Source organism: Lysinibacillus fusiformis (assembly GCF_003049525.1).
GTDB classification, from domain to species: Bacteria; Bacillota; Bacilli; order Bacillales_A; family Planococcaceae; genus Lysinibacillus; species Lysinibacillus fusiformis.
On the sequence record NZ_PYWL01000002.1, the window covers coordinates 226,838 to 251,436 of the forward strand.

Genomic DNA, 24,599 nt, shown 5'->3' on the forward strand with positions numbered 1-24,599 from the left:
GACTTTTAATTATGTAGTCGTCTTTTTCGTATGAATTTAATGGGTAGCATGGGGCTTCTGATTACCAATTTTTAATTGGATCATGATCATGACGATTACGATTATCATCATGCCTATAATGGCAGCTGTAAAGTTCCCTGTGTAATCTCTTACAAGGCCCACAAATAGGGGGCCAAGAGCAGCAAATACGAAGCCGACAGATTGGGTCATAGCCGCTAAGAAACTAGCTTCTTGGATATCTTCGGCTTCATCTATTGGTAAAGTTAATCCTAATGAGAATAAGCCACCTGCCCCAATGCCAATAAGGACACTGCTTAGCCAAGGGTTAATGGAAAATAGCAGCATTGATAAACCGATTAATTCAAGTAATGAACAAGCTACTAGCCAAACAGCTCGATGCTGGAAGCGGTTATTTAAAATAGGGACTAAAAACGTTGCAGGCATTTGGGCAACCGTTAATAGGGTGAGCATCATTCCGGCATCATGTTTGCTATAGCCCATTTGCTCAGCTATTGGTGGTAACCAGGCCATAATCGTATAAAACATGAAGGCCATTAAACCAAAAAAACCTGTTAATAGCCAAGCTTTTTCACTTGTTAAAATTTGCTTGATAGAGATGGTATTTTTATTACCTGTAGTACTTGTCGAGTGTGTTTTCCGCTCGATAGGCTTCCACCAAAAAAACAAAGCGATGATCGCAAGTAAAGCCCAGGAAGCTGCAGAGATTTGCCAAGAATGAAAAATGGTGCTTAATGGGATGGATAGACCTGAACCTAAGGCAGCCCCTACAACTAAAGCGAGTGAATAAATACCGACGATACGAGAAGGGTTTGCAAACTTTGCTTTAATAAAACCTGATAGTAATGGACCAACAATGGCAATACCAATACCCGCAAATAGGGCTGTAACGTGCATGACCCAGGCAGAGTAAGCAAAGTACCTTGAAGTGGTTGCAAGCCCAATTAATATGAGGGAATAGGCAATCGCTCGTTCAATACTCCAACGATTAGCGAGCTTGAGCGCGATCGGTGCAAATAACCCCATACATAAGACAGCTAATGACGTTAATAAACTAGCGCTTGCCGCACTCATATGCAATGATTCTCGGATAGTTCCTAACAAAGGTGAAACGGAAGTAATGACAGGTCTTAAATTTAAAGAAGCCAAAATAATGGCCATGATAGGTAAAATCGTTTGCTTCATTTTCATGCTATATCAACTCCGTAAGTTTGAATAAATAAATCCTAAGTTGAAGTCTATAACAACATAAATGATTGGACAATACTATTATTACTATTACAATGATAGATACAAACTATGATTGGTTGTGATTCATATGGAAATACGTCATCTACACTATTTTATGGCAGTCTGTGAGGAGCTACATTTTACAAAAGCGGCTGAAAAGCTAGGTATTTCTCAACCAACGTTAAGCCAGCAAATACGGGTGCTTGAGGATGAGCTAGGAATGCCGTTATTTGATCGTATTGGCAAAAAAATAGTGGTGACGGAGGCTGGTGCCTTATTGTTTACCTATGCTACTGCAATGCTTAATACACTACAAAATGTCAAAGGTGCTATTAAAGATTTACAAGAGGTTCAAGGTGGTCAAATACGTGTTGGTATTATGCCATCTGATTTAGACTATCGAATTACACAACTTGTCATTGATTTTCATCAAAAATTCCCTAGGGTAAAGCTTACAATCCTTGCTTCTATCGATATTATGAGGCAAGTTCTTGAAAATGAAGTGGATATAGGTATTGGGACGAATGTTGAGCCCCATGATCGTTTAGTCATTATTCCTTTACGAAAGGAGGAGTACGTTGTAACGGTTTCAAAGGAGCATCCATGGGCGCATCGAGAAGCGGTCACTATTGCTGAATTAAAAGACCTTCCATTGGTCATGTATCCTGAAGGCTTTTTAGGAAGAGAAATAGTCGAAGAGACAGTGAAAAAGCATGGTTTCCAGCTCCATACTATTCTTGAAACAAGCTCTGTTACGTCAATTATGAATCTAGTACGCGCAAATATAGGAGCTACGGTGCAGCCCTATCCATTAATTCAGCAAATGAATGATTCAGATTTACGTATCATTCGTCTAACAGACGCTATTCCTAGTCGAAGTTTGTCAATTATTTACCGAGTGGATCGCTATGTAAGTCACGCCACCACAGCTTTTATAGAACAAATAAAAGCATATTTAAAAGAATAAGGATTTTGAAAACTTCCTAAAAATATAAGTTCCTTTTTTGGGGGAGTTCCCATATACTAATTATAAACCGACAGACGGTCTAAAGAGTGTGGTATAAGTTTTAGTCACAACGAACATCCAAACTTATTGCTACACTTTTTTTATACAAAAATAATGACCGACAGTCGGTCTATTAAAGGGGAGACAGTACATGGACACATTCGTAAAGGAAAAAGGATTTTCGAAAGATTTTAAAATTCTTGTATTTGGTCAGATTATTTCTATTTTAGGTTCTGCCTTATTAAGGTTTGCGCTATCACTTTTTGTTTTAGATATGACGGGCAGGGCCGATCTTTTTGCCGTGCTATTTGCCATTTCAAGCATACCTATTCTTCTTACGCCATTCGGTGGTGCCCTTGCCGATCGTTTTAATCGACGGCATTTAATGGTGTTATTTGATGTTATTAATAGTGTCGTTGTCTTGATATTCTATCTCACATTATGGACTGAATATCATTCAGTGTTAGGGATAGGCGTAGTTATGGTGCTCCTGTCCATCATTAGCGCTATGTATTCACCTGCAGTCATGGCTAGTATTCCGTTATTAGTAAGAGAACAGCATCTTGAGCAGGCAAATGGAATCGTGAATGGGGTGCAGGCTTTGGCTGGTGTTGCTGCACCAGTACTAGGTGGAATTCTTTATGGGTTACTAGGCATCAAAATTCTGGTCCTTGTAAGTGGTCTATTATTTTTCGTTACAGCCATCGTAGAAATGTATATGACTATTCCATTTGTAAAACGAGATGATGATGGACAATTAGTTATGACGTTATTCAAGGATATAAAAGAAGGATTTACATATGTTGTGAAGCAATCCTTTATTTTAAAATGTACGGTACTGGCCGCCTTATTAAATTTATTATTTACGCCGCTCTTTATCGTAGGAGTACCGATCGTCCTTCGTGTCACGTTAGAAGTAAGTGATTCGTTGTACGGAATAGGGATGGGCATTATTGATTTTGCAACCATACTTGGTGCATTATCGATGGGCTATTTCGCAAAAAAGCTCCAAATTAACAGGCTATATATTTGGGTATTGGTGACTGCTTTTTTGGTGATTCCTATGGCCATTGCTGTCATTCAGCCCATGCTTCAAATAGGCTATTATGCTTCATACTTATTATTTACCGGTTGTGCGCTTGTGATGGCGATGATGATGACGATCATTTCAATCTACGTAATGACACTTGTGCAAAAGGAAACACCCAATGAAAATTTAGGGAAAGTCATGGCGATCATGATGGCTGTTTCACAATGCATGGCACCTCTTGGGCAAATGGGCTATGGACTGTTGTTCGAGATCTTTCGTGCCAACCTCTTTATACCGATTTTAATGATTTGTGTTATGATGCTGCTTTTGGCGCTACTCACGCATAGATTATGGCGTATACATGCTTGAACACAAAAAAACTACCACTTAAACGGTAGTTTTCTTTGTGTGATTGGCTTGCTAAAATCTTCTAGGTCTACGAGGTCTAGGTCTATTTGTATCAGTGCGTGTAGATGGAGTTGGGAAAAGCAGGATGGGCCTATGTTGATCATTATTTCCTATATGTGTAGTCTCCTCTGCTAGTGAATCCACAATTTCTTCTTCCTCCGTGAAAGGAATTTGAGAAGCATTTAATAATGGTGCGGGTGACTCATTATGATGTGTCGTACTAGTAGTATTTGTCGTAGGGGTAGGGGCTGTCGTAGTACTAGTAATAGTAGCCTCATGATGGGTAGGCTGTTCTATTTCAGCATGCGGCTGTTGAACAGCGTGGACATCCTTCATTACAAGAATAGGTCGCATCATATCATGGTCCTCGTGCTCAAGGAAGTGACAATGCCACATGTAATTCCCCACATGATCCTTCCATTGCATAATAATTTTCGTAACTTTGCCAGCATCCACTTTGACCGTATCTTTCCAACCACGCTCATAGTCCCGAGGCTCCTCTGGTGGTCCTGTAAACGATACGATTCCTTCATTTTGATAGAGTTCTAAATCAAATGGCCGACGTTCAAGAATTTTAAATTGAATGAGATGCAAATGAATAGGATGTATAAAAGGCGTAGTATTAATAAAACTCCAAACTTCAATACTATCTAAGGAAGGTTTTTCTGTCGCTGGGTCGTGGTACATTCGGTTGTTCAATAACAGCATAGGTCTTCCAAATTCATCTGTTGTTGCTGTCAAAGGTAACTGTCTATCGATATGTGCATGATGTGGATGTAAATCCATTGTGACTGCCAGTCTCTCGGGAATTTCACTCGTATCCTCATATTTTAAGGGAAGTGATACTTTAAATTGCATAATGACGTTCGTATGCTCATCGATAAAATCTGTATCTGTGTTGAGTAAGGTGATTTCCTGTCCCTCGCAAGCTGAAAAATCGATGATGATATCTGTGCGTTCAGCAGGTAGCAGCTCTACAGATTGAATCGCTTGAGGCGCTGATAAAAAACCGCCATCTGTGCCTATTTGCATCATAGTCTGCTCATTTGACAAGCTGATGACATAGCCTCTTCGATTGGAGCCATTCAGGAACCGAAATCTATATTTACGAGGCTCAACATCTAAAAAGGGCCAAAGCTTTCCATTGACTACAATGGTGTTACCTACGAAGCCAGGGGTAATCGAAGGATGTACAGTAACTGGGAATGGTGGTTCATCAGGATAAAATAAAGAGCCATCCTCATTAAATGATTTATCTTGAATTAAAATAGGATATTCGTATTCTCCACATGGTAAATTGGAACGTTCCTCCAGGGCATCTCTTAGTAAATAGAAACCTGCCAAGCCTGCATAGACATTTAAACGTGTTAAAGCCATAGCATGGTCATGGTACCACATTGTAGTACCAGGCTGGTGGTTCGTATATTCATGGATTTCTTTATTAAATTTTGGACCAGTATGTCGATAATCTCTTGTGTACCATGCCTCTGGATGACCGTCGCTCTCCCAATCCACATTAGCTCCATGTAAGTGAGTGACGGTTCTTACCTCTTGGGAATCGTTGGCGGCATGTAGTGTAAAATCCACTGGTAAAAAGTGCTGTAGTGGTAATTGATTTCTATATTTAACGTAAATCGGTTTATCTTTCGTCGCTTCTATAGTTGGTCCTGGATAAAGTCCGTTGTACCCCCATATTAATGTATTAGGAAAATGCTTGTGAAAGCGGTGCTCGCCCTCCATCATGACTAGCTCGTAATAATCATGTTTCTTTTGTCCTCTACAGTACTTTGGTTTTGCTGTCACCGGCTTCTGTAGAGCATCTACAAATTTTGGAATGGTAGCTGGATCAGAAGGGTTAATTGGTAAACTCAAAACATCACATCCCTTTTCAATTACTTAACATGCCTAGTTATCACATCATATGGGTAAAAACAACAGTTGACTGGGACAAAAATGGAGAAAAATGTGTAATAGTATAAAAATTTAATGGGAGGGGAAAACAAAAGGACATTCAATAGCTGTCTTATAAAAGTTTTTTTGAAATCGAGGTAATAGTTGGTATATTGCTAAAAAGTCGGCCGAAGTAAATAGATATGTCTTATAATTGTTACAGAACAAAGTGAAGGATTAAATAGGGGCTTGGAAAAGTGGTGAGACAGTGGTGTTAACATTAGAGGAATTAAATAAGACAATCATGGAAATGCGCATAAAGGGGTATTTAACAGATGCGCTGAAACTGGCAGATCAGGGTCTTTTAGTAGCTTTAGAGGGAAACAACTATGAATATGTATTGGACTTGTACTATCAGAAAATTTTAGTACATCATTCTTTGGGCGATACGCTAGCCATTGTCAGCCTTATTTTCGAGTATGAGGCTATTTGTGAAAAATATGGTACTAGCAAAGATTTGATGCATTATTATTTGGTTATGTCGTTAATATACGATATGGTAGGAATCCGTGAAAAAACAGCAGAGATGACGAAAAAGTCAATTGCTTATGCTCAAGAATTACAAGATTTTATGATGCTTGTTCGTTGTCATAATAATTTATGCTATATAGAGGTAGAGAAGGGCTTTACGAAGGAAGCCCTTCAAGCGGGGTTGTTAGCAAGAGAATATAATAAAACGCTATATGAGACACAGCCAGATTTAGCAAGATTATTAGATATTCGCATCAATAATAATTTAGCAGATGTGTATATTTTGGAAGGGGATTTTTTAGCAGGAAAGGCATTGCTTGATGACTCATTAACTTCAAGCATAATTTCTCAACATAAACCTGAAAAAGTAGCAGCTTTGTTTGGCTATGGCTTTTTATATGAAAAGCAGCACAAGCTTGAGGAAGCGGTGCAATATTATCAACAAGCAATAGATCTAGCCAAATCCTATGGTGATAAGCCCATTACGAAAAAAGTGATGCGCTTATTGTTAAATGTCCTGTACCAATTGAATTGGCGAGATGAAATTTTTGATGTCCAAAAAGATTATATTGACCTTTCGGAACAGATGAGCGTTGATAATTTACTACAGCAAGTGTTGAATTTGGAATTTAAGCGTCAAAAAGAGAGATTAGAAAGAAAAGCACATTATGATCCATTAACAGGTGTTTTGAATCGCCACTTTCTAGATTACGAGCTAGATGAATGGTTACATGCTGCCAAAATGGCGGAATCCTATGTATGTATTACAGTTCTTGATATTGATAATTTTAAATTATTTAATGATACGCATGGACATTTGTTTGGCGATCGAGTTTTACAGCTTTTAGCTAATGGCTTGAGGGAGTTTTTGCGGGAGGAAGACGTAAAAATTATCCGTTATGGAGGGGATGAATTCATTATCTGTATACGCCATCCACAAAAGGATTACATGAAAGCACTTGTCCAAAATACACACGCTCATTTGCTTACGTTAACATTAGAAAAAGACCAGAAAAGCTATCCATTAAAGGTCAGTATGGGAGCTTGTATGAATGATCGAAAAAATTATCATTATAATGATTTATTTGATCAAGCTGATCGCTGTTTGTATGAGGCAAAAGATAAAGGCCGTGCCACCAATGTCATCTATGAACTATGATAATTTGAGTGATTCCTATTTACAGTGTTGAATAGGAATTTTTCTCCTGTTTCAGGGAATATTCTTGAGAGAAATTGGAGCGTCATCGCAAATTAGAACGAGGTAAAATGATACGGAATGAAAATTACTGTACCAATCAGTTGAAAACGTTATTCTAGCAACGTACAATATATGAAATTAAGAAACACGACAGCACAAAATTGTTGTATAATGTTGTGGTATGAGGAAAGAAAGCAGGTTGACAAAATGGAATGCAAAATGAATTGTTATGCAGTTAAAAACACACACAAACATCCGCTATGTGTTGTGCCAAAAAGGCACGATATGAAACAACAGGTGAATAGATGAAAAACTGGTTAATTTTCATTTCTGTCTTTATTGTTTCGTTGTCACTTGTCATTAGCATTTTAGTACTCTGGAAAGCCGAGGCTCCGTTCCGTTCAATTGAAGAGCAGGCTGAACAGTTGGCACTCGATGCCAAAGCCCTCGCAATTGTATCGGAGTCCTACACATATAATGGCAAACATTCGTATGTTACTGTGTTCGGGGTAGACGAATACGGTGATAAAAAGGCTGTCTTTGTTCCCACGAATCTAGACAAGGATTCCATTCAGGAAGTGTTATTAGAAGATGGTATTACGGAAAAGCAAGCATTATCGGTTTTTAAAAATGAAGGAAATGTACAAAAGGTCCTCCACATGAAATTGGGCTATGAGGAGCCGGGCGCTGTTTGGGAGATTACATACCTAAACGACCATGACAAACTCAACTATGTCTATATTATGTTTAAGGATGGCGACTGGTGGAAGCGCATTACGAATTTATAAGAGGAGTAGATCCCGGATGAAAAACTTATTAGCAACACGTGTAAAAACTTTAACACCATCTTCAACATTAGCTATTACTGCGAAAGCAAAAGCATTAAAAGAGCAAGGTATTGATGTCATTGGCCTTGGAGCTGGTGAACCAGACTTTAATACACCTCAAAACATTTTAAATGCTGCCATTGATTCAATGGAAAAGGGGTATACAAAATATACACCTGCTGGCGGACTTCCAGTGCTAAAAAAAGCTATTATTGATAAACTACAGCGCGATAATAATCTTACGTATCAGCCAAATGAAGTGATTGTTGGTGTAGGTGCAAAGCATATTTTATACACATTATTCCAAGTTATTTTAAACGAGGGTGATGAAGTTATTATTCCAATCCCTTATTGGGTGTCTTATCCTGAGCAAGTTAAATTAGCGGGCGGAGTACCTGTATATGTTGAAGGTACACGTGAACAAAACTATAAAATTACTGCTGATCAATTAAGAGCTGCTGTGACTGATAAAACAAAAGCGGTAATTATCAACTCACCTAGCAACCCATCTGGTATGATATATTCACGTGAAGAGCTTGCAGAACTTGCTGCAGTTGCAGAAGAAAAGGATATTTTAATCGTGTCAGATGAAATTTATGAGAAGCTTGTATACAATGGTATTGAGCATTTTTCAATTGCACAACTTTCTGATGCAGTGAAAGCACGTACAATCGTTGTAAATGGTGTAGCAAAATCTCACTCTATGACAGGCTGGCGTATTGGTTATGCTGCGGGTGATGCGGACGTAGTGAAAGCAATGACTGACCTTGCATCACATTCAACATCTAATGCGACTACAACTGCGCAATATGCAACTGTTGAGGCGTATAATGGACCACAGGACGCGGTAGAGGAAATGCGCCAAGCATTCGAATCTCGTCTTGAGAAAATTTACCCACAGGTAAGTGCAATTCCTGGCTTCCATGTATTAAAACCACAGGGTGCATTCTACTTATTACCAGATGTAGCAGAAGCTATGGCTCACACTGGCTATGATTCAGTAGACGCATTCGCTGCGGATATTTTAACAGAAGCAAACGTAGCTGTAATTCCAGGCTCTGGCTTTGGTGCACCAACTACTATGCGATTATCTTATGCAACATCTTTAGACTTACTAGAAGAGGCAGTCCGTCGTATTGATACATTTGTAAAATCAAAATGGCAAGACTAATCCCTCTAGACGACTTTGGAGGATTTCTATGAAAAAAATTATGATTAAAGATATGCCACAGCATATCGGTGAAACAGTCAAAATGGGCGCTTGGCTAGCTAACAAACGTTCAAGTGGTAAAATCGCCTTCTTACAACTTCGTGATGGCTCTGGTTTTGTTCAGGGTGTTGTCGTGAAAGAAGAAGTGGGCGAAGAAATTTTTGCTACAGCTAAAGGACTAACGCAAGAAACTTCTATGTATATTACAGGAGAGGTGAAAGCTGACGAACGTTCAAGCTTTGGCTGTGAGCTAGCTGTAACAGGAATTGAGGTTCTACATACAGCAACAGATTTCCCTATTACACCGAAGGAGCACGGTCCTGAATTTTTAATGGATAACCGTCATTTATGGTTACGTTCTCGTAAACAACATGCCATTATGAAGGTCCGTAATGAAATCATTCGTGCTACTTATGAATTTTTCAACAACAATGGCTTTACAAAGATGGACCCACCGATTTTAACAGGATCTTCACCTGAAGGTACATCTGAGCTATTCCATACGAAATACTTTGATGAGGATGCATTCCTTTCTCAATCAGGGCAGCTTTATATGGAAGCCGCAGCTATGGCACTAGGAAAAGTATTTTCATTCGGTCCAACTTTCCGTGCTGAAAAATCTAAAACGCGTCGTCACTTAATCGAGTTCTGGATGATTGAGCCTGAGATGGCCTTTGTAGAGTTTGAAGAAAATCTAGAAGTACAGGAGCAATATGTAACGCATATTGTACAATCCGTTCTGGCTAACTGCAAATTAGAATTAGAGCGACTTGACCGTGATACATCGAAACTTGAAAATATTAAAGCGCCATTCCCTCGTATTTCATATGATGACGCGATTAAGCTTTTACATGAACAAGGTTTTGACGATATCGAATGGGGCGACGATTTTGGTGCACCTCATGAAACGGCTATTGCCAATTCATTCGACAAGCCAGTATTCATTACATGCTACCCAGTAGGCATTAAGCCTTTCTATATGCAACCACATCCAGATCGCGATGACGTTGTATTATGTGCTGATTTAATCGCACCTGAAGGCTATGGTGAAATTATTGGTGGTTCTGAGCGTATCCATGACTATGATTTATTAAAATCTCGTCTTGAAGAACATAACCTATCATTAGATGCATATGCATGGTATTTGGAGCTTCGTAAACATGGTTCTGTTCCACATTCAGGCTTCGGACTTGGATTAGAGCGAACTGTGGCATGGATTTCTGGCACAGAACATATTCGTGAAACAATTCCATTCCCACGTTTACTGAACCGCTTATATCCATAAGCAAATCAATTTAAAAGTCGCGTAGTGAAATATCTACGCGGCTTTTCTACTTACTTAAAGAAGGAGTCTAGAGGAATATGAATGCAAATAATCATCGACTCCGTACATGGACTGAGCAGAGAATGATTCCCATTCCCCAGCTTTTTTTTCAGTTTTATAAGGAGTTAAATATAGAGGATGAAGAGGCGCTAATTGTTATGCACCTGTTAGCCTTTCATATGGAAGGCTATGACTTCCCTACACCAAATGATTTAAAGAATCGTCTCACAATGCCAGAAAATGAACTAACATCCCGTTTACAACGATTAATGCAAAAGGGCTTCCTTGAAATTACTCGTGATGTGGATACAGGTGGCAAGCTCTATGAAAAATATTCGGTTTATCCACTCTGGGAGCGAATTGTGCAGATGATCGAGATGAAAGAGCAACAAAAATCTGCTACAACACTTCAACAAGAAGAAGGAGAGATTTTCCGACTCTTTGAAGAAGAAATGGGACGTCTTTTATCTCCTTTAGAGCTTGAAAAAATAGGGTGTTGGCTTGATGAGGACAAGCATAGTCCAACACTCATTAAAGAGGCATTGAAAGAAGCTGTTTTTGCTGGGAAACTGAGCATTCGCTATATTGATCGTATTTTGTTAGAGTGGAAGAAGAAAAATATTACGACACCTCAAGCGGCACAAAAGCAAAGTGAGCAGTTCAGAGAGAAGCAAACATTTAGCAGGACTCCAGCACGGACAGTTCAGCAAGACACGCAACCGACTAACAAAGTACCTTTTTATAATTGGTTAGAAGAGAGAGAATAGGGGGCATCCAGTTTGTTAACAAAAAAACAGTGGGAGCATTGCCTAGAAGAAATGGATCGAATGTTTCCTAATGCACATTGTGAGCTTGTGCATGACAATGCCTTTGAGCTCACAATTGCGACATTATTATCTGCACAATGTACGGATGTACTTGTTAATAAGGTAACCAAAACATTATTTCAGAAATATAAAACGCCTGAAGATTATTTGGCTGTCCCGTTGGAAGAATTACAACAGGATATTCGCTCTATTGGCTTATATCGTAATAAAGCAAAGAACATTCAGGCTTTATGTCAACGTTTGCTAGATGAATATAATGGCGAAATACCAGCAACCCGAGAAGCACTTGTAACATTGCCAGGTGTAGGTCGCAAAACAGCCAATGTGGTGCTATCAGTAGCCTTTGATATTCCTGCGCTAGCAGTTGATACCCATGTAGAGCGTGTTTCCAAACGTCTAGGTCTATGTAGATGGAAGGATTCCGTACTTGAAGTGGAAGAAACAATCATGAAAAAAACGCCCATGGATAAGTGGTCAAAAACGCATCATCAGTTAATTTTCTTTGGTCGTTATCATTGTAAGGCCCAAAATCCTGGCTGCCATACCTGTCCTTTACTAAGTGATTGTCGTGAAGGTCAAAAGCGTTTGAAGAAAGGCTTGGTGAAGGAAGCATGAATAGAGAGGCGATCACAAAAGATCAGGTAGATGCTTGGTTTGCCCAATGGACAACCCTTCAAGCAACTATCCACGAAGCCCATGATGCTAGAAATGGTACAGCAAAAGACTTAATGGAAGAAGCAATCCAATTGTTTGAACAGCTTGTACAAGCGGCAGGAGATGAGGTGCTGCCGATTAATGGGGTTGAAAGACTTTCCTTTATCAAAGCGAAGCCAGGGCAATATGCTTGTTACCGTCAGTTGGATGAATTATTTAAGGAAACGAAAAAGCGTACAGCACGTTTACGAATTCAAGCTAGTAAAAAATAGAGTGGCAGAATAAAATACTTGTGCCGACAGAAAAAACCGAGAAGCATTATATGCTTCTCGGCTTTTTGTTTATTCTGAGCTTTGTTCTTCATTATTTGGGTCTACAGGATCTGTAGGAGGAGTTGGTTGCTGGCTTCCATCTGAACCGCCATTGTTTCCACCGTTGTTGCCGTTATTCCCATGCCCATTTCCATTATTATTGTTATTACCAGCGTTGTTGCCATTACCGTTACCATTGCCATTATTATGACCGTTATCTTGGTCTTCTTCACCAGGATCTGTTGGTAAATCAATGTTCGGCTCTTCCGGCTCTTCCGTTTCTACATCCTCTTCTTCAGTTGTACTTGTAATTTGGAAAGTTGTGGTACCAGGCTCGCTTCGTGTACCATCCACAATGGCTACGACTGAAATCGTGTAATTGCCATCTTCCAACGTATTGGCAACTGATAAACCTTTGCTCTCTGTTTTACCAAGGTCAAACTTTTTACCGTCATCACGGGTTGCAGTTACTTCAAATGAAGTTGGTAATGGTTCATCTGTTTCTGGATTCAAGCTGGCATCATGTTCCCAAGAAATATTGATAGACTGTGCCCCTAAATCTAAGCTTGCAGATACGTTATATGGCGTAGCCAATTCTGGTGCTTCATAAACATTCGACACTTCTGTTGGCTCAGTACCACGAACGAATAGCTCTGTTTGACGTAATTCGCTTGGTGTAAAGTCACTTGCCAATTTCAATGGCTTAGAGCCCACTTCAATCGTTGCTTCTACAACTGTACTTGGCTTTTTAAAGCTTTCTGTTTCAACGTTTGCTGAAATGTCTTGCATAATCGATTTGAATAGATTTTGTGGTAAACGACGTTCTTCCCACGTTGTAATTGGATCAAAGTGTTTTTCATAGCCACTCCATATAGCGATGGAATAGTTTGTCGTATAACCAGCAAACCATGAATCTGGCACACTTGTGTTCGGTAAATTATATTTATTGAAATCTTCAGCTGAATAGTTGGTTGTACCTGTTTTACCTGCGATGTCTAGTCCAGGGACATTAGCCGCTGTACCTGATGCGTCAGGTTTGTTGCCAACTACATCACGTAGCATATCTGTTACCATATAAGCTGTAGCTTCACTCATCGCTACATTAGGCTCAGGTGTATAATTTTTAGATGTTTTCCCATCACGGTAAACAATTTTTGTAATAGCATGTGGGTCTGTGTAAACGCCGTTATTTCCGAATGCTGCATAGGAAGCCGCCATTTGAATAGGTGAGATAGTAATCGCTCCACCACCAATTGCGTCTGATTCATAAAGGTTTTCTGTTTCAATCCCTAAACGTCCAACAAATTCCTTCGCATTTTCAGTACCTACTTCTTGTAATGCTTTGACAGCTGGTACGTTTCGTGAAGCATATAATGCCTTACGAGCAGTCATGGCACCCATATATCTGCCATCCCAGTTTGTAATAGTTTGCTTTGAATTGGAATAGTTCATAGGTTCATCTACAAGTGTATGGCCAGTAGACCATTTTAAATATTCAATGGCTGGACCGTAGTCCACTAATGGTTTCATTGTAGAACCAGGTTGATTTTTTGTTAAATCATCTGCATAGTTCCAGCCACGTTCGGCACCATAATGTCGACCGCCACCAACAGCTTGGATAGCTCCTGTTTTCGTATCAATGACCGCTACACCTGACTGAATATCTTCTGTTGGGAAATTGCTGTCATCGTTCATCACATTTTCAACAACTTTTTGGGCATTTGGATCAAGTGTTGTATAAACTTTAATCCCTTCTGCCATGGCAGAACCATCGCCATTATTTTCTAATTCATTAATAACGACATCTAGGAAGGCATCGTATTTAGAGCCAGCAAATGATTGACGAGTTGCATCGTCAGCAAGACCTGCTTGGACATCAACGTTTTTAGCTTCTTCCATTTCTGTTTTCGAAATTTTTCCGTGTTGATACATTAATCCTAAAACTGTATTACGACGTTGCTTGGCAAGGTCAGGGTTTTTCAATGGATTATAAGCATTTGGTCTTTGTACGAGCCCTGCTAATAATGCTTCTTCATCTAATGTTAAATCTTTTAATTCTTTTCCGTAGAAATATTGGGCTGCTGTACCAAAGCCATAAATACGGCCTGACATTAGCATTTTATTGAAGTACATTTCAAAAATTTCTTCTTTTGAATATTTACGTTCTAATTGAAACGCTAGCCAAGCTTCCTGTGCTTTACGTTTTAATTTCTTTTCATTTTGTAAGAATGAGTTTTTCACTACTTGCTGTGTTAGGGTAGAGGCACCTTGTGCACCAAAGCCATCACGGAAGTTAGCAAGTATAGCACCACCTAGACGGTAGAAGTCCATGCCGTGATGTTTAAAAAAGCGTACATCTTCCGTTGCAAGAATAGCGTTCACCATATCTTCGGGAATATCTTCATATTTTATATATTTACGGTTTTCAGCACCGATTGTTGCGAATATTTCACCGTTTTTATCGTAGAATTCTGAAGACACAGGGTCTTTCAATAATTCCTCATCAAGCTTAGGAGCTGTGCTTGCATAGTAAGCAAATAATCCTGCTCCTCCAATGAAGCCTACCACACCGATGACTAATAGCGTTAAGAAAATACGTTTTATCCACATTTTAGCGGGTGTAGACGACTTTGTTGTTGTTTTCTTACCTTTTTTATTTTTTTCAGCGAGAGCCTTTTGATGCTCTCCACGTGTTCGACGACGTTCAGTCATACTATTTCTCCTCACTTTCAAACCCGCAGCATTTTTCAACGATCAGTTGTTGGATGATGGGTAAATAATCGATCCGTGGATAATAGCTAGTGGGAATTTCATACGCCTCTTCTTCAATCGTTGAAAAGGGTATGGATTTACGATTGCCATTTTCCATTGCTTGCCAGGCCTTTTGTAAAACTTCATATGGCACAATAAAATATCGTTCAAAAGCTGAAAAGCGAACGATAATAAAAGCCACACCATTTTGTTCAGTCACTTGCTGCATATGGGTCATTTGATGCTCATGAATATTTTTTAAAGGGAAACTTGTTTTGGAAGCAGTTTCCTTTGCATCAAAATCAATATAATGCCCATTCCAAACACCATTGTAGTCGGTTGTAGAGGGTGTTCGAAAATATGCTTCACGAATGACAGCAGCGCTTCGTGAAGGGTACTCTACTTTGACGATTTGTACAGGAACAGGTTTCTTATGAATGATAGCAAGTCGCCTTTTAATATAATAGTCGTTTGCTTCATTAATTTCATCTTCTAGTGTCTTTCCACGATTACTAAAAGACAAATCTTTACTTTTACTTTTTTTTTCTGTTTTCTGTACAGAAGTATGGGGGGTATACAATTTCCCATTTGGATAGCGAATTGTCATTTAGCTCACCCTTTATCAAACTGCTTTCCTATATATTAGTTTACCATGATTTGATGGCTCTTCTCTACCTCCATCCGTGTTGTCTTTGTTACAAGAGTAGTAGACAGTGGATGCAAAGAATAAACAAATTGCGTCGAAAAAAAGCTAATAATTGTCTTCCTTGAATCGTCAAAATAACTGATAAATTTAAACATAGAAACGGTTGAAGAATGGTGAATTATCTACACCTTTCATTCAGGACGCTTTTTTAGTTGGAAGGTTCATTTATAAAAATTTATCGAAAATCTTCTTCTTTCAGCTAACTTACGCTTATTTTGTCACGCATGAAGGTAATTCTATACATGCGAGGAATACTTTAAGTAAAGCAAAGGGGGCGTTATTTTGAACAAGTTAGAACAATTAGTTGCGCAGTTAGATCTGGTCAATCAATTACTTTTCACGAGAGTGTCGCTGGAGAACAATGCTCAGAATATGCACTTTTTTTTGCAGCTCAAAGCAGTTAGCCAGAAAGTAAGCTTAGCAGAAAAGAACTGGCAAGTAAAGAATGCTTGTTCGCCTATTAGTAGTGAAAAATGATAGACTTTGGTACACTTATCTCATAAGCAATTGAACTAACTCTATAGCATTAAAATTGATACAGTATTTACCACAAAACAAGTAGGGGAAGGTAAAGGTATCAAGAGGTGCCATATTTTCGTAGTTGAAATGATGGACAAGACATACTCATCATATATATGTACTTGCTACGAAAAATATTTGCTTACGAGTAATTGATGAGAGATGAGGTGCAAAAATTGTTAGTTATTCAGTTAACATCCCAATTAATAGATGAATGTGATCGATGTGTTTCACGTTTTTGGCAAATGCGTGAGGAGGACCGTACACCTGACTTTTTTCTAGAGGTGAAACCACACGCTGATAAAATTCATCAACTGTTGAAGGAATGGCAGCAAGAGGCCAATAAATGGATTCAAGAGAATCGACCGAAATATATGCATACACAACAAATTGCTTCAACGGTAGAATCGATGGAGCAATTTGTTGTGCAATCTTTTTATAAAGAAACAAGTAAAAAACGCTTCTTAGATGCGATTCATTCTACCTCCTTTACAATGAAAAACTTTGAACGACTGGTAAAGGAGGAGGCAGTAAATGCTATCGAAGAAACGAACGATTAGTGAGCTTTTGCATGAGTGGAGATATGATGAAGAATTAAAAGAACGTATTCTACATTGGCAAACACTTGAAGGACGACCTGCTAGCTATGCTCCTTTCCCAGAAAATTTACATCCTTCTTTAGTGAAGGCTTTGCAGGCAAGGGGAATCGAGCAACTTTATACGCATCAGCGAGAGGCCTTTGATTTGGCACAGAGTGGTACATCTTTTACGGCTGTTACACCAACCGCATCAGGTAAATCATATTGCTATCATTTGCCGGTGTTGCAAAAAATAGTAGAGGATAAAAACGCACGTGCGATCTATTTATTCCCAACAAAGGCTTTAGCGCAGGATCAAAAAAATGACTTGAATGAACTGATTGAACAAAGTGGTGAGGAAATTTTAAGTTATACCTATGATGGTGATACGGCTCCAGGCATTCGTCAGAAGGTTCGCAAAGCAGGACATATCGTTATGACAAATCCTGATATGCTTCATTCAGGAATTTTGCCACATCATACGAAATGGGTATCGCTATTTGAAAATTTACAGTATATCGTGATTGATGAATTGCATACATATAAAGGGGTATTTGGTTCCCATGTTGCCCATGTTATTCGTAGATTAAAACGCATATGTGAATTTTATGGTAGTAAACCTGTGTTTATTTGCACATCGGCAACGATAAAAAATCCTAAGGAGCTGGCCGAGCTATTAACAAATGAATCACATGCGCTCATCGCGGACTCTGGAGCACCTATCGGTAAGAAAACATTTCTGTTCTATAATCCGCCCATTATTCATAAAACTTTTGGGGTGCGTAGAAGTGCCGTGTTAGAGGTAAGTGATTTAGCAAAGCGGCTATATATAGCTGGTATTCAATCAATCATTTTCGCTAAAAGCAGAGTACGGGTTGAAATGATTGTCACTTATTTAAAGGAGCTCACTCGCAATAAGCTGCTGGATGAATCCGTGCGTGGCTACCGAGGTGGGTATTTACCATCTGAACGTCGGGTAATCGAAAAAGGCTTGCGTGATGGAACCATTCAAACCGTTGTCAGTACCAATGCGTTAGAATTAGGGGTCGATATCGGCCAGTTACAAGCATGTATTATGACAGGTTATCCAGGAAATATTGCAAGTGCCTGGCAACAAGCAGGACGTGCAGGAAGGCGACAGGATGAGGCTTTAATTATTTATGTTGCACAATCGACGGCACTGGATCAGTATGTGGTGAATCATCCTTTATTTTTACTTGGTAGTGCACCAGAGGAAGCACGTATTTATCCAGAAAATATGTTAATTTTAATGGATCATTTAAAATGTGCCGCTTTTGAATTACCTTTTTCTATAGAAGATACGTATGGTGAATATGATATACAAGAATTGCTAGATTATTTAGCAGAAGAGGGCGTTGTCTTTAAGACGAGCGATAAGTGGCATTGGATGAGCGATCGTTTCCCAGCACATGATATTAGCTTACGGTCGGCTTCCCAGGAAAATGTGGTTATAATTGATCTGTCTATTCCTGCCCAAACAAAGGTAATTGGAGAAATGGATCGTCATAGTGCCATGACACTATTACATGAAGAAGCGATTTATTTACATCAAGGGATTCAATTCCAAGTAGAGAAGCTCGACTGGGAAGAAAAGAAAGCTTATGTCCGTGAAGTCGACATCGATTATTATACAGATGCTAATCTTGCCGTTGAAATGAAGGTATTAGAGGAAGATCGAAGCCGAACTTATAACGGCGGTTCGATTAGCTTTGGGGATGTAGGATTAGTTGCACAGGCAACTATTTTCAAGAAAATTCGCTTTGGCACGCATGATAATATAGGATCGGGGCCTATTCATTTACCTCCAGATGAAATGCATACAAGCGCATCATGGCTAGCACTTCATCTAACAGAACAGTGGTCAGAGGCGGAATTGACAGAGGCAATGATTGGAGTAGCCTATGCCATGAATGCCTTTATCCCTTTATTTATTCAATGTGACAGCAGTGATGTAGCTGTTGTCCCACAAGTCAAAGCATCCCATAATGAGCTGCCCACATTTTTTGTTTACGATAAATACCCTGGTGGGATTGGTTTAAGTGAAAAGGTCTATGACTTATGGGAGGAGCTATTAATGAAAACGTTGGAGCATGTTTCAAATTGTCCTTGTGAATCTGGATGCCCATCATGTATTGGTGCCCAAGACAGTTTACAGGAAGGCAAGAAGAGAGTCATAATACTTCTTCAAAGATTAAATCAAATTAATTAACATGAAAAAAGAGGACTTGAGGAATAACTAAATTATTTCCTCAGGCCCTCCATATTTAATAGTGTGTAGCTCATCTAACGTTTAATGATAGTATGTTTTTCTAACTCACGTCCAGTAGTATTCTATTAAACTAAAGTTATTTAATAGATATTTTGTGTTTTTCGTTCAGTAATGTAGTACCATTTACTTTAACGACGATATTTAGACTGAGTAATCCACCGATTTTTACTTTTACGGTAGAGATTGTGCCATTTGCTTCTGTAATTTCACCTGTCAATGTAACATAAGGGTAGATTTGTTTGAACATACTATCTCTACTTTTTTTATCTACTACTTCATTATTAATAGAAAGAACTTCTTCAGTCACGGCATTTACAATTCGAATAATATGGCCTTTATAGTCTAATTGCCATACTTTAAATACTTCTTTTTCTAAATCCTCGGTTGTGTTTTTCCATTCTTCTTTTATTTCTTCACGTAAATTTTTAAACAAAGCATTTCCTCCAAAAAACATAATTTTATCACATTCTATTTGTAATTTCATTTTATAGGAAATACTTACAATAGTACACTGGCAATAGACAATAGCTTGAGCTTTCTATGTATCCAGGACATAAAAGGGACATACATCAAGAAATGCCGTATCTTTATTGAGAATGGATTGTTTAATGAATAGTTTTAAGCTAAAAGCATATCGGGGTAGTTTCTTTAAATAAAATATTGAAATTTCTCGAAAATAATCCAGAGACGTTTGAATCGGGGCTTTATTTTTTGCAGCTCTTTTTGCAAATTGTTTTACGCTTCCTCAGGCAGGGCGTGCTTTTTCCATTGCAACCGCAAAGACATACTCACATGTCCTTTACACTTTTAAGGTCATCAATCCAAGAAATAGAGTTTCTATAAACAAGAATTTCCTGCGATGAAAATTTTGAATGAGTCGAGCAATCATGGTAATCTTGCAAGAGAGTCTTATATTATAAGCAGAAAATGAGTGAAATACATGTCTTACGAAAATAAAATACTACAAATGAAAAAAATGCTTAGTAAAAAACCAGCGGCGACTCCACAAAGGGTAGAGGAACCAGCTTATCAAAAGCCAACTAGGCCTAGCTATACCGAGCGATGGGAAGAGGCTGGGCTTACGGTTGTAGAAAATGACTTTGGTATTGTGTTTAAGCGCCATGTACAGTATCCATTTTCTTTTCAGCATGGTCATTATCAGCTACAGTCATTTTTTGATGCGTTGAAAAAATGGCAGGATGCTTCGTTTGATCATCCATATGCACTGGATTTTCATGAACCTGTATTATTTTTTGATACAGAAACGACAGGCTTAAAAGGTGTGGGCACGCATATTTTTTTGCTTGGGTTTTTAGAGGTAGACGAAGAATGTTTTAGTTTAACTCAATATATTCTTGCAGACCCTGCACATGAGGCGGCGTTTCTGTTTGAATCAAAACTGTGGAAAAAATTAGCAACAGTCATCACCTATAATGGTAAAAGCTTTGATTGGCCGCAGCTTGAAACGCGCTGGACACTGCATCAAAAAACATTACCCAAATTAAGATCACAACGACAAATCGATTTATTGCATAGTTCCAAGCGTTTATGGAAAAATGATATGGAGCGCTTAAAATTAAAATCTGTGGAGGAAGAGAAGCTTGGTTTTTCTCGAAAGGGAGATATTCCTGGTCATCTTGCCCCTATTATTTATTTAGATGCTGTAAAAAGTGGCGTACCAGATGCTCTTATGAAGGTTTTGCTGCATAATGAGTGGGATTTGCTGTCTCTTATCACACTGTATAGTCATTCTACTCAGCTCTTGTTTGAAGAGGGATATGAAGAATCTGCAAAAACCTTTACCAATATTGGGAAATGGTATGGTGATTTAAAAGAAAGCACACAAAGTGTTAAGGTGTTAGAAAGGGTGACAACACAATTTGATGCACTGGAAGCGGGTAATGCTCAATATTATTTAGCACTACAGCATAAAAAGAGTAAACGCTATAGTGAAGCCATCGATGCATTTGTGGCCTCTCTCCATTTTGTCGAAGCAAGAACAAAGTTGCATGTCCTTGAGCAACTAGCCATACTTTATGAGCACCAAATAAAAGATTATAAGCAGGCCCTTTATTATACGCAACAAGGCATACATCTCATTCAAAAGAATGAGCAATGGAGAGCAGAACAAAAACAAAAATGGGTAATTTCTTGGGAAAAGAGGTTGCTCAGATTAGGAAATAAGAAATAATTTCCCAGGTAATCGCATAAAACGACAAGTTTAGCCTTACAATTGGAGTTTTCAGACGATATAATGTGTTGAAGTATGCTATAATGTATTCGTGTATGTAGTGTGAGGAAGGGCGATGTGAATGGACATTAAATTAACGTCAAAAATGATCCTTGAAAAGGAATTTAAAAAGAACTTTAAAGGCTATAATGTGGAAGAAGTAGATTCATTCCTTGATGAAATTATTCAAGACTATGAAACGTTTGAAAAAGTGATGGCCCAACTACGTGAAGAAAATAGACAATTAAAAGAAGAAATTGAAAATACACCGAAGAGACAACCCGTTGCTTCAGCGGCAGCAGCAGGTACAACTAATTTTGACATTTTAAAACGTCTTTCTAATTTAGAAAAACATGTATTTGGTAGCAAGCTATACGAATAATTTTAGTCAATTATATTGTATTTAACATAAAACTCTAGTATAATCTTTCGTATCATCATGAAATTCTGGTAATCGCTGCGGCGCTAGACGTCGTAGAGGAAAGTCCATGCTCACACGGTACTGAGATGTCCGTAGTGTTCGTGCTTACTGAAAAAATAAGGTAAGGCAGCTGTTCAGGCTGACGGCGGAAGGAAAACCTAAGTCCTTGGATATGGTTGACACTTCCTGAAAGTGCCACAGTGACGAAGCTTGCTTGGAAACATGCAAGGTGGAACGAGGTAAACCCCACGAGTGAGAAACCCAAATTATGGTAGGGGCACTCTCTTGAAGGAATTGAACGGATAGAGGGACGGAGCTTGCTCTGTAGATAGATGATTACTACCTGGTCGTACGAGGCGCAAGCTGTTTGAGTACTCAGGAACAAAACATGGCTTATGGAATTTTTTTGATGCTTATTTACGAAATAACAAGCGCTCTCCAACTCGGTGGAGAGCTTTTCTTTTGAGTTTATGAGGAAAAAGTAACCTAGTTAATCAAGTCTTGGTATGCGCGATACGTTTGAGAACGGCTATTTGCTAGCCAAGCCTCTATCGCTACCGCTTCTAAGTCACAACATCTGAAAACGGTGATCGCATCAATGTGTATTATCTTGATTCAGCAAAAGTTTGGATACCTAGCAAAATGTTAGATACACATGACTCTCCTCTATAGGTAGTGAGAGTTTGCACATTTTCTTTCCATTCAGGTGGCGACAGGACGACTGCTGAATCAAGTATAAACCTCTAAGGATGTCACAGATTTTTAAGACGAGCTTACGAGTTACTCAAAAAAAACTGTACACCATCTAAATGGGGTGTCATTGATTTACATACGAGTTGGCCTGACGTAAGTGCCCTTTAAAGGGGAGTATAGAGAGATAGGATGGGGCGGAACATGAACGGAGTAAATAATTGGGAAAGTATGGATAAATTGAAGTTGATTTCTCAATATCCTACTACCTTAATACTTAAAATCTTCGAAAATGTATCTGAAGGTATCATGATTACTGATGAATACAAAAAAATAGTAATGGTTAATCCTGCCTTTGAATTTGTCACAGGTTATAAACGTGATGATGTAGTGGGAAAAACACCTGCCGTTTTACAATCAGGTGTACATGAATTACCGTTCTATTTAGAAATGTGGGAACAGATACGACAAGAAGGAATTTGGCAAGGAGAAATATGGAATCGTCGTAAAACTGGAGACGTATATCCTGAATGGTTAACAATTGTTTGTGTAACCAACGATGAGGGTGAGGTTACAAATTATTGTGGTATTTTCACAGATTTGTCTGAAAGAAAAATAGTAGAAAACGAACTAGAAAAACGTTTACTGACTGATTCACTAACGGAAGTATCCAATCGTTTTGCTTATATCGAAAGAATGGATAATCTTTTAGAATCAACTTCTGCTATTTCTCATTCAGTGCAGCATGCGGTCTATTTTTTAGATTTAGATAGATTTAAGCAAATTAATGATACTTTAGGTCATGCTGTCGGAGATTCCATTTTAATAGAAGTCGCCAAACGACTAAAACATTTACTGAAAAACAAAGATATTATCGCAAGATATGGCGGAGATGAATTCGTCATTACATTAACGAATGTAAAAAACGTAAAAGAAGCTGCACAATTTGCTGAACAAATAATAAGTAGTATTGAAAAGCCAATGATGATAAACGGCCAGGAAGTGTTTATTTCTACAAGCATAGGCGTAAGTGTCTATCCAGTAGATGGGAAAAATACGGAAGAACTCATTAATTGTGCTGACAGAGCAATGACCTATTCAAAAAAGAATGGTTTGAATGGCTATTCTTTTTATTTTGATGAACTGCAAACAGATGCACAGCGTGTCTTATTGCTAGATTCAGAGTTAAGAAGAGCCATTGACAATCGTGAATTTGAGCTGCATTTCCAGCCGAAAATATACATGGACAATGAGCAAATTCAAGGATTAGAGGCATTGGTCCGTTGGAATAATGAAAGGCTAGGCTTTGTCTCTCCTGGAGAGTTTATCCCTTATGCTGAGGAAACAGGATTAATCATTCCTCTAAGTGAGGTCATTCTGGAAAAGGCGTGCGAGGCAGTTATTCAAATGCAACAATACGGGTGGAAAATACCGGTTGCCATTAATATATCAAGTATTCACTTTAAACAGCAAAATTTTTTAGAATCGATCCAAGCAATATTAGAACGCTATAATATGCCAGCAAACAATTTTGAAATAGAAGTGACGGAACGAACAGTCATGAACAGTGCTAACGAAACTGTAAGCAAATTAGTTCGTTTGAAACAATTAGGCTTTAAAATCTCCATAGATGATTTTGGGACAGGCTATTCGTCCCTGAGCTATTTAGTTCGCTTTCCGCTAGATTGTTTAAAAATCGATCGAAGCTTTATTCAACATATTGGGTCGCTCGATGAAAAACAGGCAGTTGTAGATGCTATTATTCAAATGTCCCATCGCCTAAAAATGAAAGTTGTGGCAGAAGGTGTAGAACAGGCACAACAAGTGGATATACTACGTAAAATGAACTGTGATATTATTCAGGGCTATTATTACAGCAAACCATTACCATTAAACGACCTAATGGAGTTTATGGAATATTGGGAAATTGAGCATCAAGGAAGGAAATAA

20 protein-coding genes and 1 other RNA gene are annotated in these 24,599 nt (G+C 38.6%); 16 read left to right on the plus strand and 5 right to left on the minus strand.

Translation table 11 applies throughout. From position 1 onward, the window contains the following. Positions 1 to 36: 36 nt before the first annotated feature. Positions 37 to 1,209, minus strand: coding sequence for an MFS transporter (locus C9J29_RS06005; protein ID WP_089985130.1), 1,173 nt, complete (start codon positions 1,207 to 1,209; stop codon positions 37 to 39). Positions 1,210 to 1,336: 127 nt separating this feature from the next. Between C9J29_RS06005 and C9J29_RS06010 the strand changes: the two genes are divergently transcribed. Together C9J29_RS06010 and C9J29_RS06015 are read left to right on the plus strand one after the other, a co-directional pair. After that, positions 1,337 to 2,215: a LysR family transcriptional regulator gene (locus C9J29_RS06010; protein ID WP_089985128.1), complete on the plus strand. Its 879-nt coding sequence runs from the start codon at positions 1,337 to 1,339 to the stop codon at positions 2,213 to 2,215. Positions 2,216 to 2,405: 190 nt separating this feature from the next. Next, positions 2,406 to 3,653, plus strand: a complete 1,248-nt coding sequence (locus tag C9J29_RS06015; protein WP_008176514.1) for an MFS transporter — start codon at positions 2,406 to 2,408, stop codon at positions 3,651 to 3,653. 51 nt (positions 3,654 to 3,704) lie between these two features. Here C9J29_RS06015 and C9J29_RS06020 read toward each other — a convergent pair whose 3' ends face one another. Next, the gene (locus tag C9J29_RS06020) at positions 3,705 to 5,564 is read right to left on the minus strand and encodes a multicopper oxidase family protein (protein ID WP_107921787.1); all 1,860 of its coding nucleotides are present in this window, start codon (positions 5,562 to 5,564) and stop codon (positions 3,705 to 3,707) included. A gap of 286 nt (positions 5,565 to 5,850) precedes the next feature. On the opposite strand from C9J29_RS06020, the gene C9J29_RS06025 reads away from it, so the two are divergent. The 7 genes from C9J29_RS06025 to C9J29_RS06055 all read left to right on the plus strand — a co-directional run bounded on the left by C9J29_RS06025 (position 5,851) and on the right by C9J29_RS06055 (position 12,425). Further along, positions 5,851 to 7,272, plus strand: a complete 1,422-nt coding sequence (locus tag C9J29_RS06025) for a tetratricopeptide repeat-containing diguanylate cyclase (protein WP_043990148.1) — start codon at positions 5,851 to 5,853, stop codon at positions 7,270 to 7,272. Positions 7,273 to 7,616: 344 nt separating this feature from the next. Further along, positions 7,617 to 8,099 (plus strand): cell wall elongation regulator TseB-like domain-containing protein, encoded by a 483-nt coding sequence (locus C9J29_RS06030; RefSeq protein WP_008176506.1) that lies wholly within the window; start codon positions 7,617 to 7,619, stop codon positions 8,097 to 8,099. Positions 8,100 to 8,115: 16 nt separating this feature from the next. Further along, complete coding sequence (locus C9J29_RS06035; protein ID WP_008176505.1) at positions 8,116 to 9,309, plus strand: pyridoxal phosphate-dependent aminotransferase; 1,194 nt, start codon at positions 8,116 to 8,118, stop codon at positions 9,307 to 9,309. 28 nt (positions 9,310 to 9,337) lie between these two features. Continuing rightward, positions 9,338 to 10,633, plus strand: coding sequence for an asparagine--tRNA ligase (gene asnS, locus C9J29_RS06040; protein ID WP_089985123.1), 1,296 nt, complete (start codon positions 9,338 to 9,340; stop codon positions 10,631 to 10,633). Between the two features lie 77 nt (positions 10,634 to 10,710). After that, the gene (locus C9J29_RS06045) at positions 10,711 to 11,439 is read left to right on the plus strand and encodes a DnaD domain-containing protein (RefSeq protein ID WP_008176501.1); all 729 of its coding nucleotides are present in this window, start codon (positions 10,711 to 10,713) and stop codon (positions 11,437 to 11,439) included. Between the two features lie 12 nt (positions 11,440 to 11,451). Further along, positions 11,452 to 12,114: an endonuclease III gene (gene nth / locus C9J29_RS06050; RefSeq protein ID WP_089985122.1), complete on the plus strand. Its 663-nt coding sequence runs from the start codon at positions 11,452 to 11,454 to the stop codon at positions 12,112 to 12,114. Beyond that, complete coding sequence (locus C9J29_RS06055; RefSeq protein WP_089985120.1) at positions 12,111 to 12,425, plus strand: YpoC family protein; 315 nt, start codon at positions 12,111 to 12,113, stop codon at positions 12,423 to 12,425. The genes nth and C9J29_RS06055 overlap by 4 nt, the downstream gene beginning before the upstream one ends. Positions 12,426 to 12,494: 69 nt before the next feature. On the opposite strand, the gene C9J29_RS06060 is transcribed toward C9J29_RS06055, so the two are convergent. Next, positions 12,495 to 15,176 (minus strand): penicillin-binding protein 1A, encoded by a 2,682-nt coding sequence (locus C9J29_RS06060; protein ID WP_107921788.1) that lies wholly within the window; start codon positions 15,174 to 15,176, stop codon positions 12,495 to 12,497. Between the two features lies 1 nt (position 15,177). After that, positions 15,178 to 15,822, minus strand: a complete 645-nt coding sequence (gene recU, locus C9J29_RS06065; RefSeq protein ID WP_008176494.1) for a Holliday junction resolvase RecU — start codon at positions 15,820 to 15,822, stop codon at positions 15,178 to 15,180. A gap of 381 nt (positions 15,823 to 16,203) precedes the next feature. Between recU and C9J29_RS06070 the strand changes: the two genes are divergently transcribed. From C9J29_RS06070 to C9J29_RS06080, 3 genes are all read left to right on the plus strand, one after another. Further along, a complete protein-coding gene (locus tag C9J29_RS06070) occupies positions 16,204 to 16,398 on the plus strand; it encodes a hypothetical protein (protein WP_008176489.1) in 195 nt (64 codons plus the stop codon). 209 nt (positions 16,399 to 16,607) lie between these two features. Next, entirely contained in the window at positions 16,608 to 17,000 is a 393-nt protein-coding gene (locus C9J29_RS06075; protein WP_237068759.1) for a YppE family protein, read from the plus strand. Continuing rightward, positions 16,975 to 19,248, plus strand: coding sequence for a DEAD/DEAH box helicase (locus C9J29_RS06080; RefSeq protein ID WP_107921790.1), 2,274 nt, complete (start codon positions 16,975 to 16,977; stop codon positions 19,246 to 19,248). The genes C9J29_RS06075 and C9J29_RS06080 overlap by 26 nt, the downstream gene beginning before the upstream one ends. Positions 19,249 to 19,384: 136 nt before the next feature. Here the strand turns inward: C9J29_RS06080 and C9J29_RS06085 are convergent, their stop codons facing one another. After that, positions 19,385 to 19,741, minus strand: a complete 357-nt coding sequence (locus C9J29_RS06085; protein WP_107921791.1) for a hypothetical protein — start codon at positions 19,739 to 19,741, stop codon at positions 19,385 to 19,387. 507 nt (positions 19,742 to 20,248) lie between these two features. Here C9J29_RS06085 and C9J29_RS06090 point away from each other — a divergent pair. The 4 genes from C9J29_RS06090 (at position 20,249) to C9J29_RS06105 (ending at position 24,599) form a co-directional block, all read left to right on the plus strand. Then, on the plus strand, positions 20,249 to 21,499 hold the full coding sequence (locus C9J29_RS06090) for a ribonuclease H-like domain-containing protein (RefSeq protein ID WP_089985116.1): 1,251 nt from the start codon (positions 20,249 to 20,251) through the stop codon (positions 21,497 to 21,499). Between the two features lie 121 nt (positions 21,500 to 21,620). After that, the gene (gene gpsB, locus C9J29_RS06095; RefSeq protein WP_036124847.1) at positions 21,621 to 21,920 is read left to right on the plus strand and encodes a cell division regulator GpsB; all 300 of its coding nucleotides are present in this window, start codon (positions 21,621 to 21,623) and stop codon (positions 21,918 to 21,920) included. A gap of 60 nt (positions 21,921 to 21,980) precedes the next feature. Further along, an RNA gene (rnpB, locus tag C9J29_RS06100) (RNase P RNA component class B) lies at positions 21,981 to 22,360 on the plus strand. A gap of 493 nt (positions 22,361 to 22,853) precedes the next feature. Then, positions 22,854 to 24,599 (plus strand): putative bifunctional diguanylate cyclase/phosphodiesterase, encoded by a 1,746-nt coding sequence (locus C9J29_RS06105; protein WP_008176463.1) that lies wholly within the window; start codon positions 22,854 to 22,856, stop codon positions 24,597 to 24,599.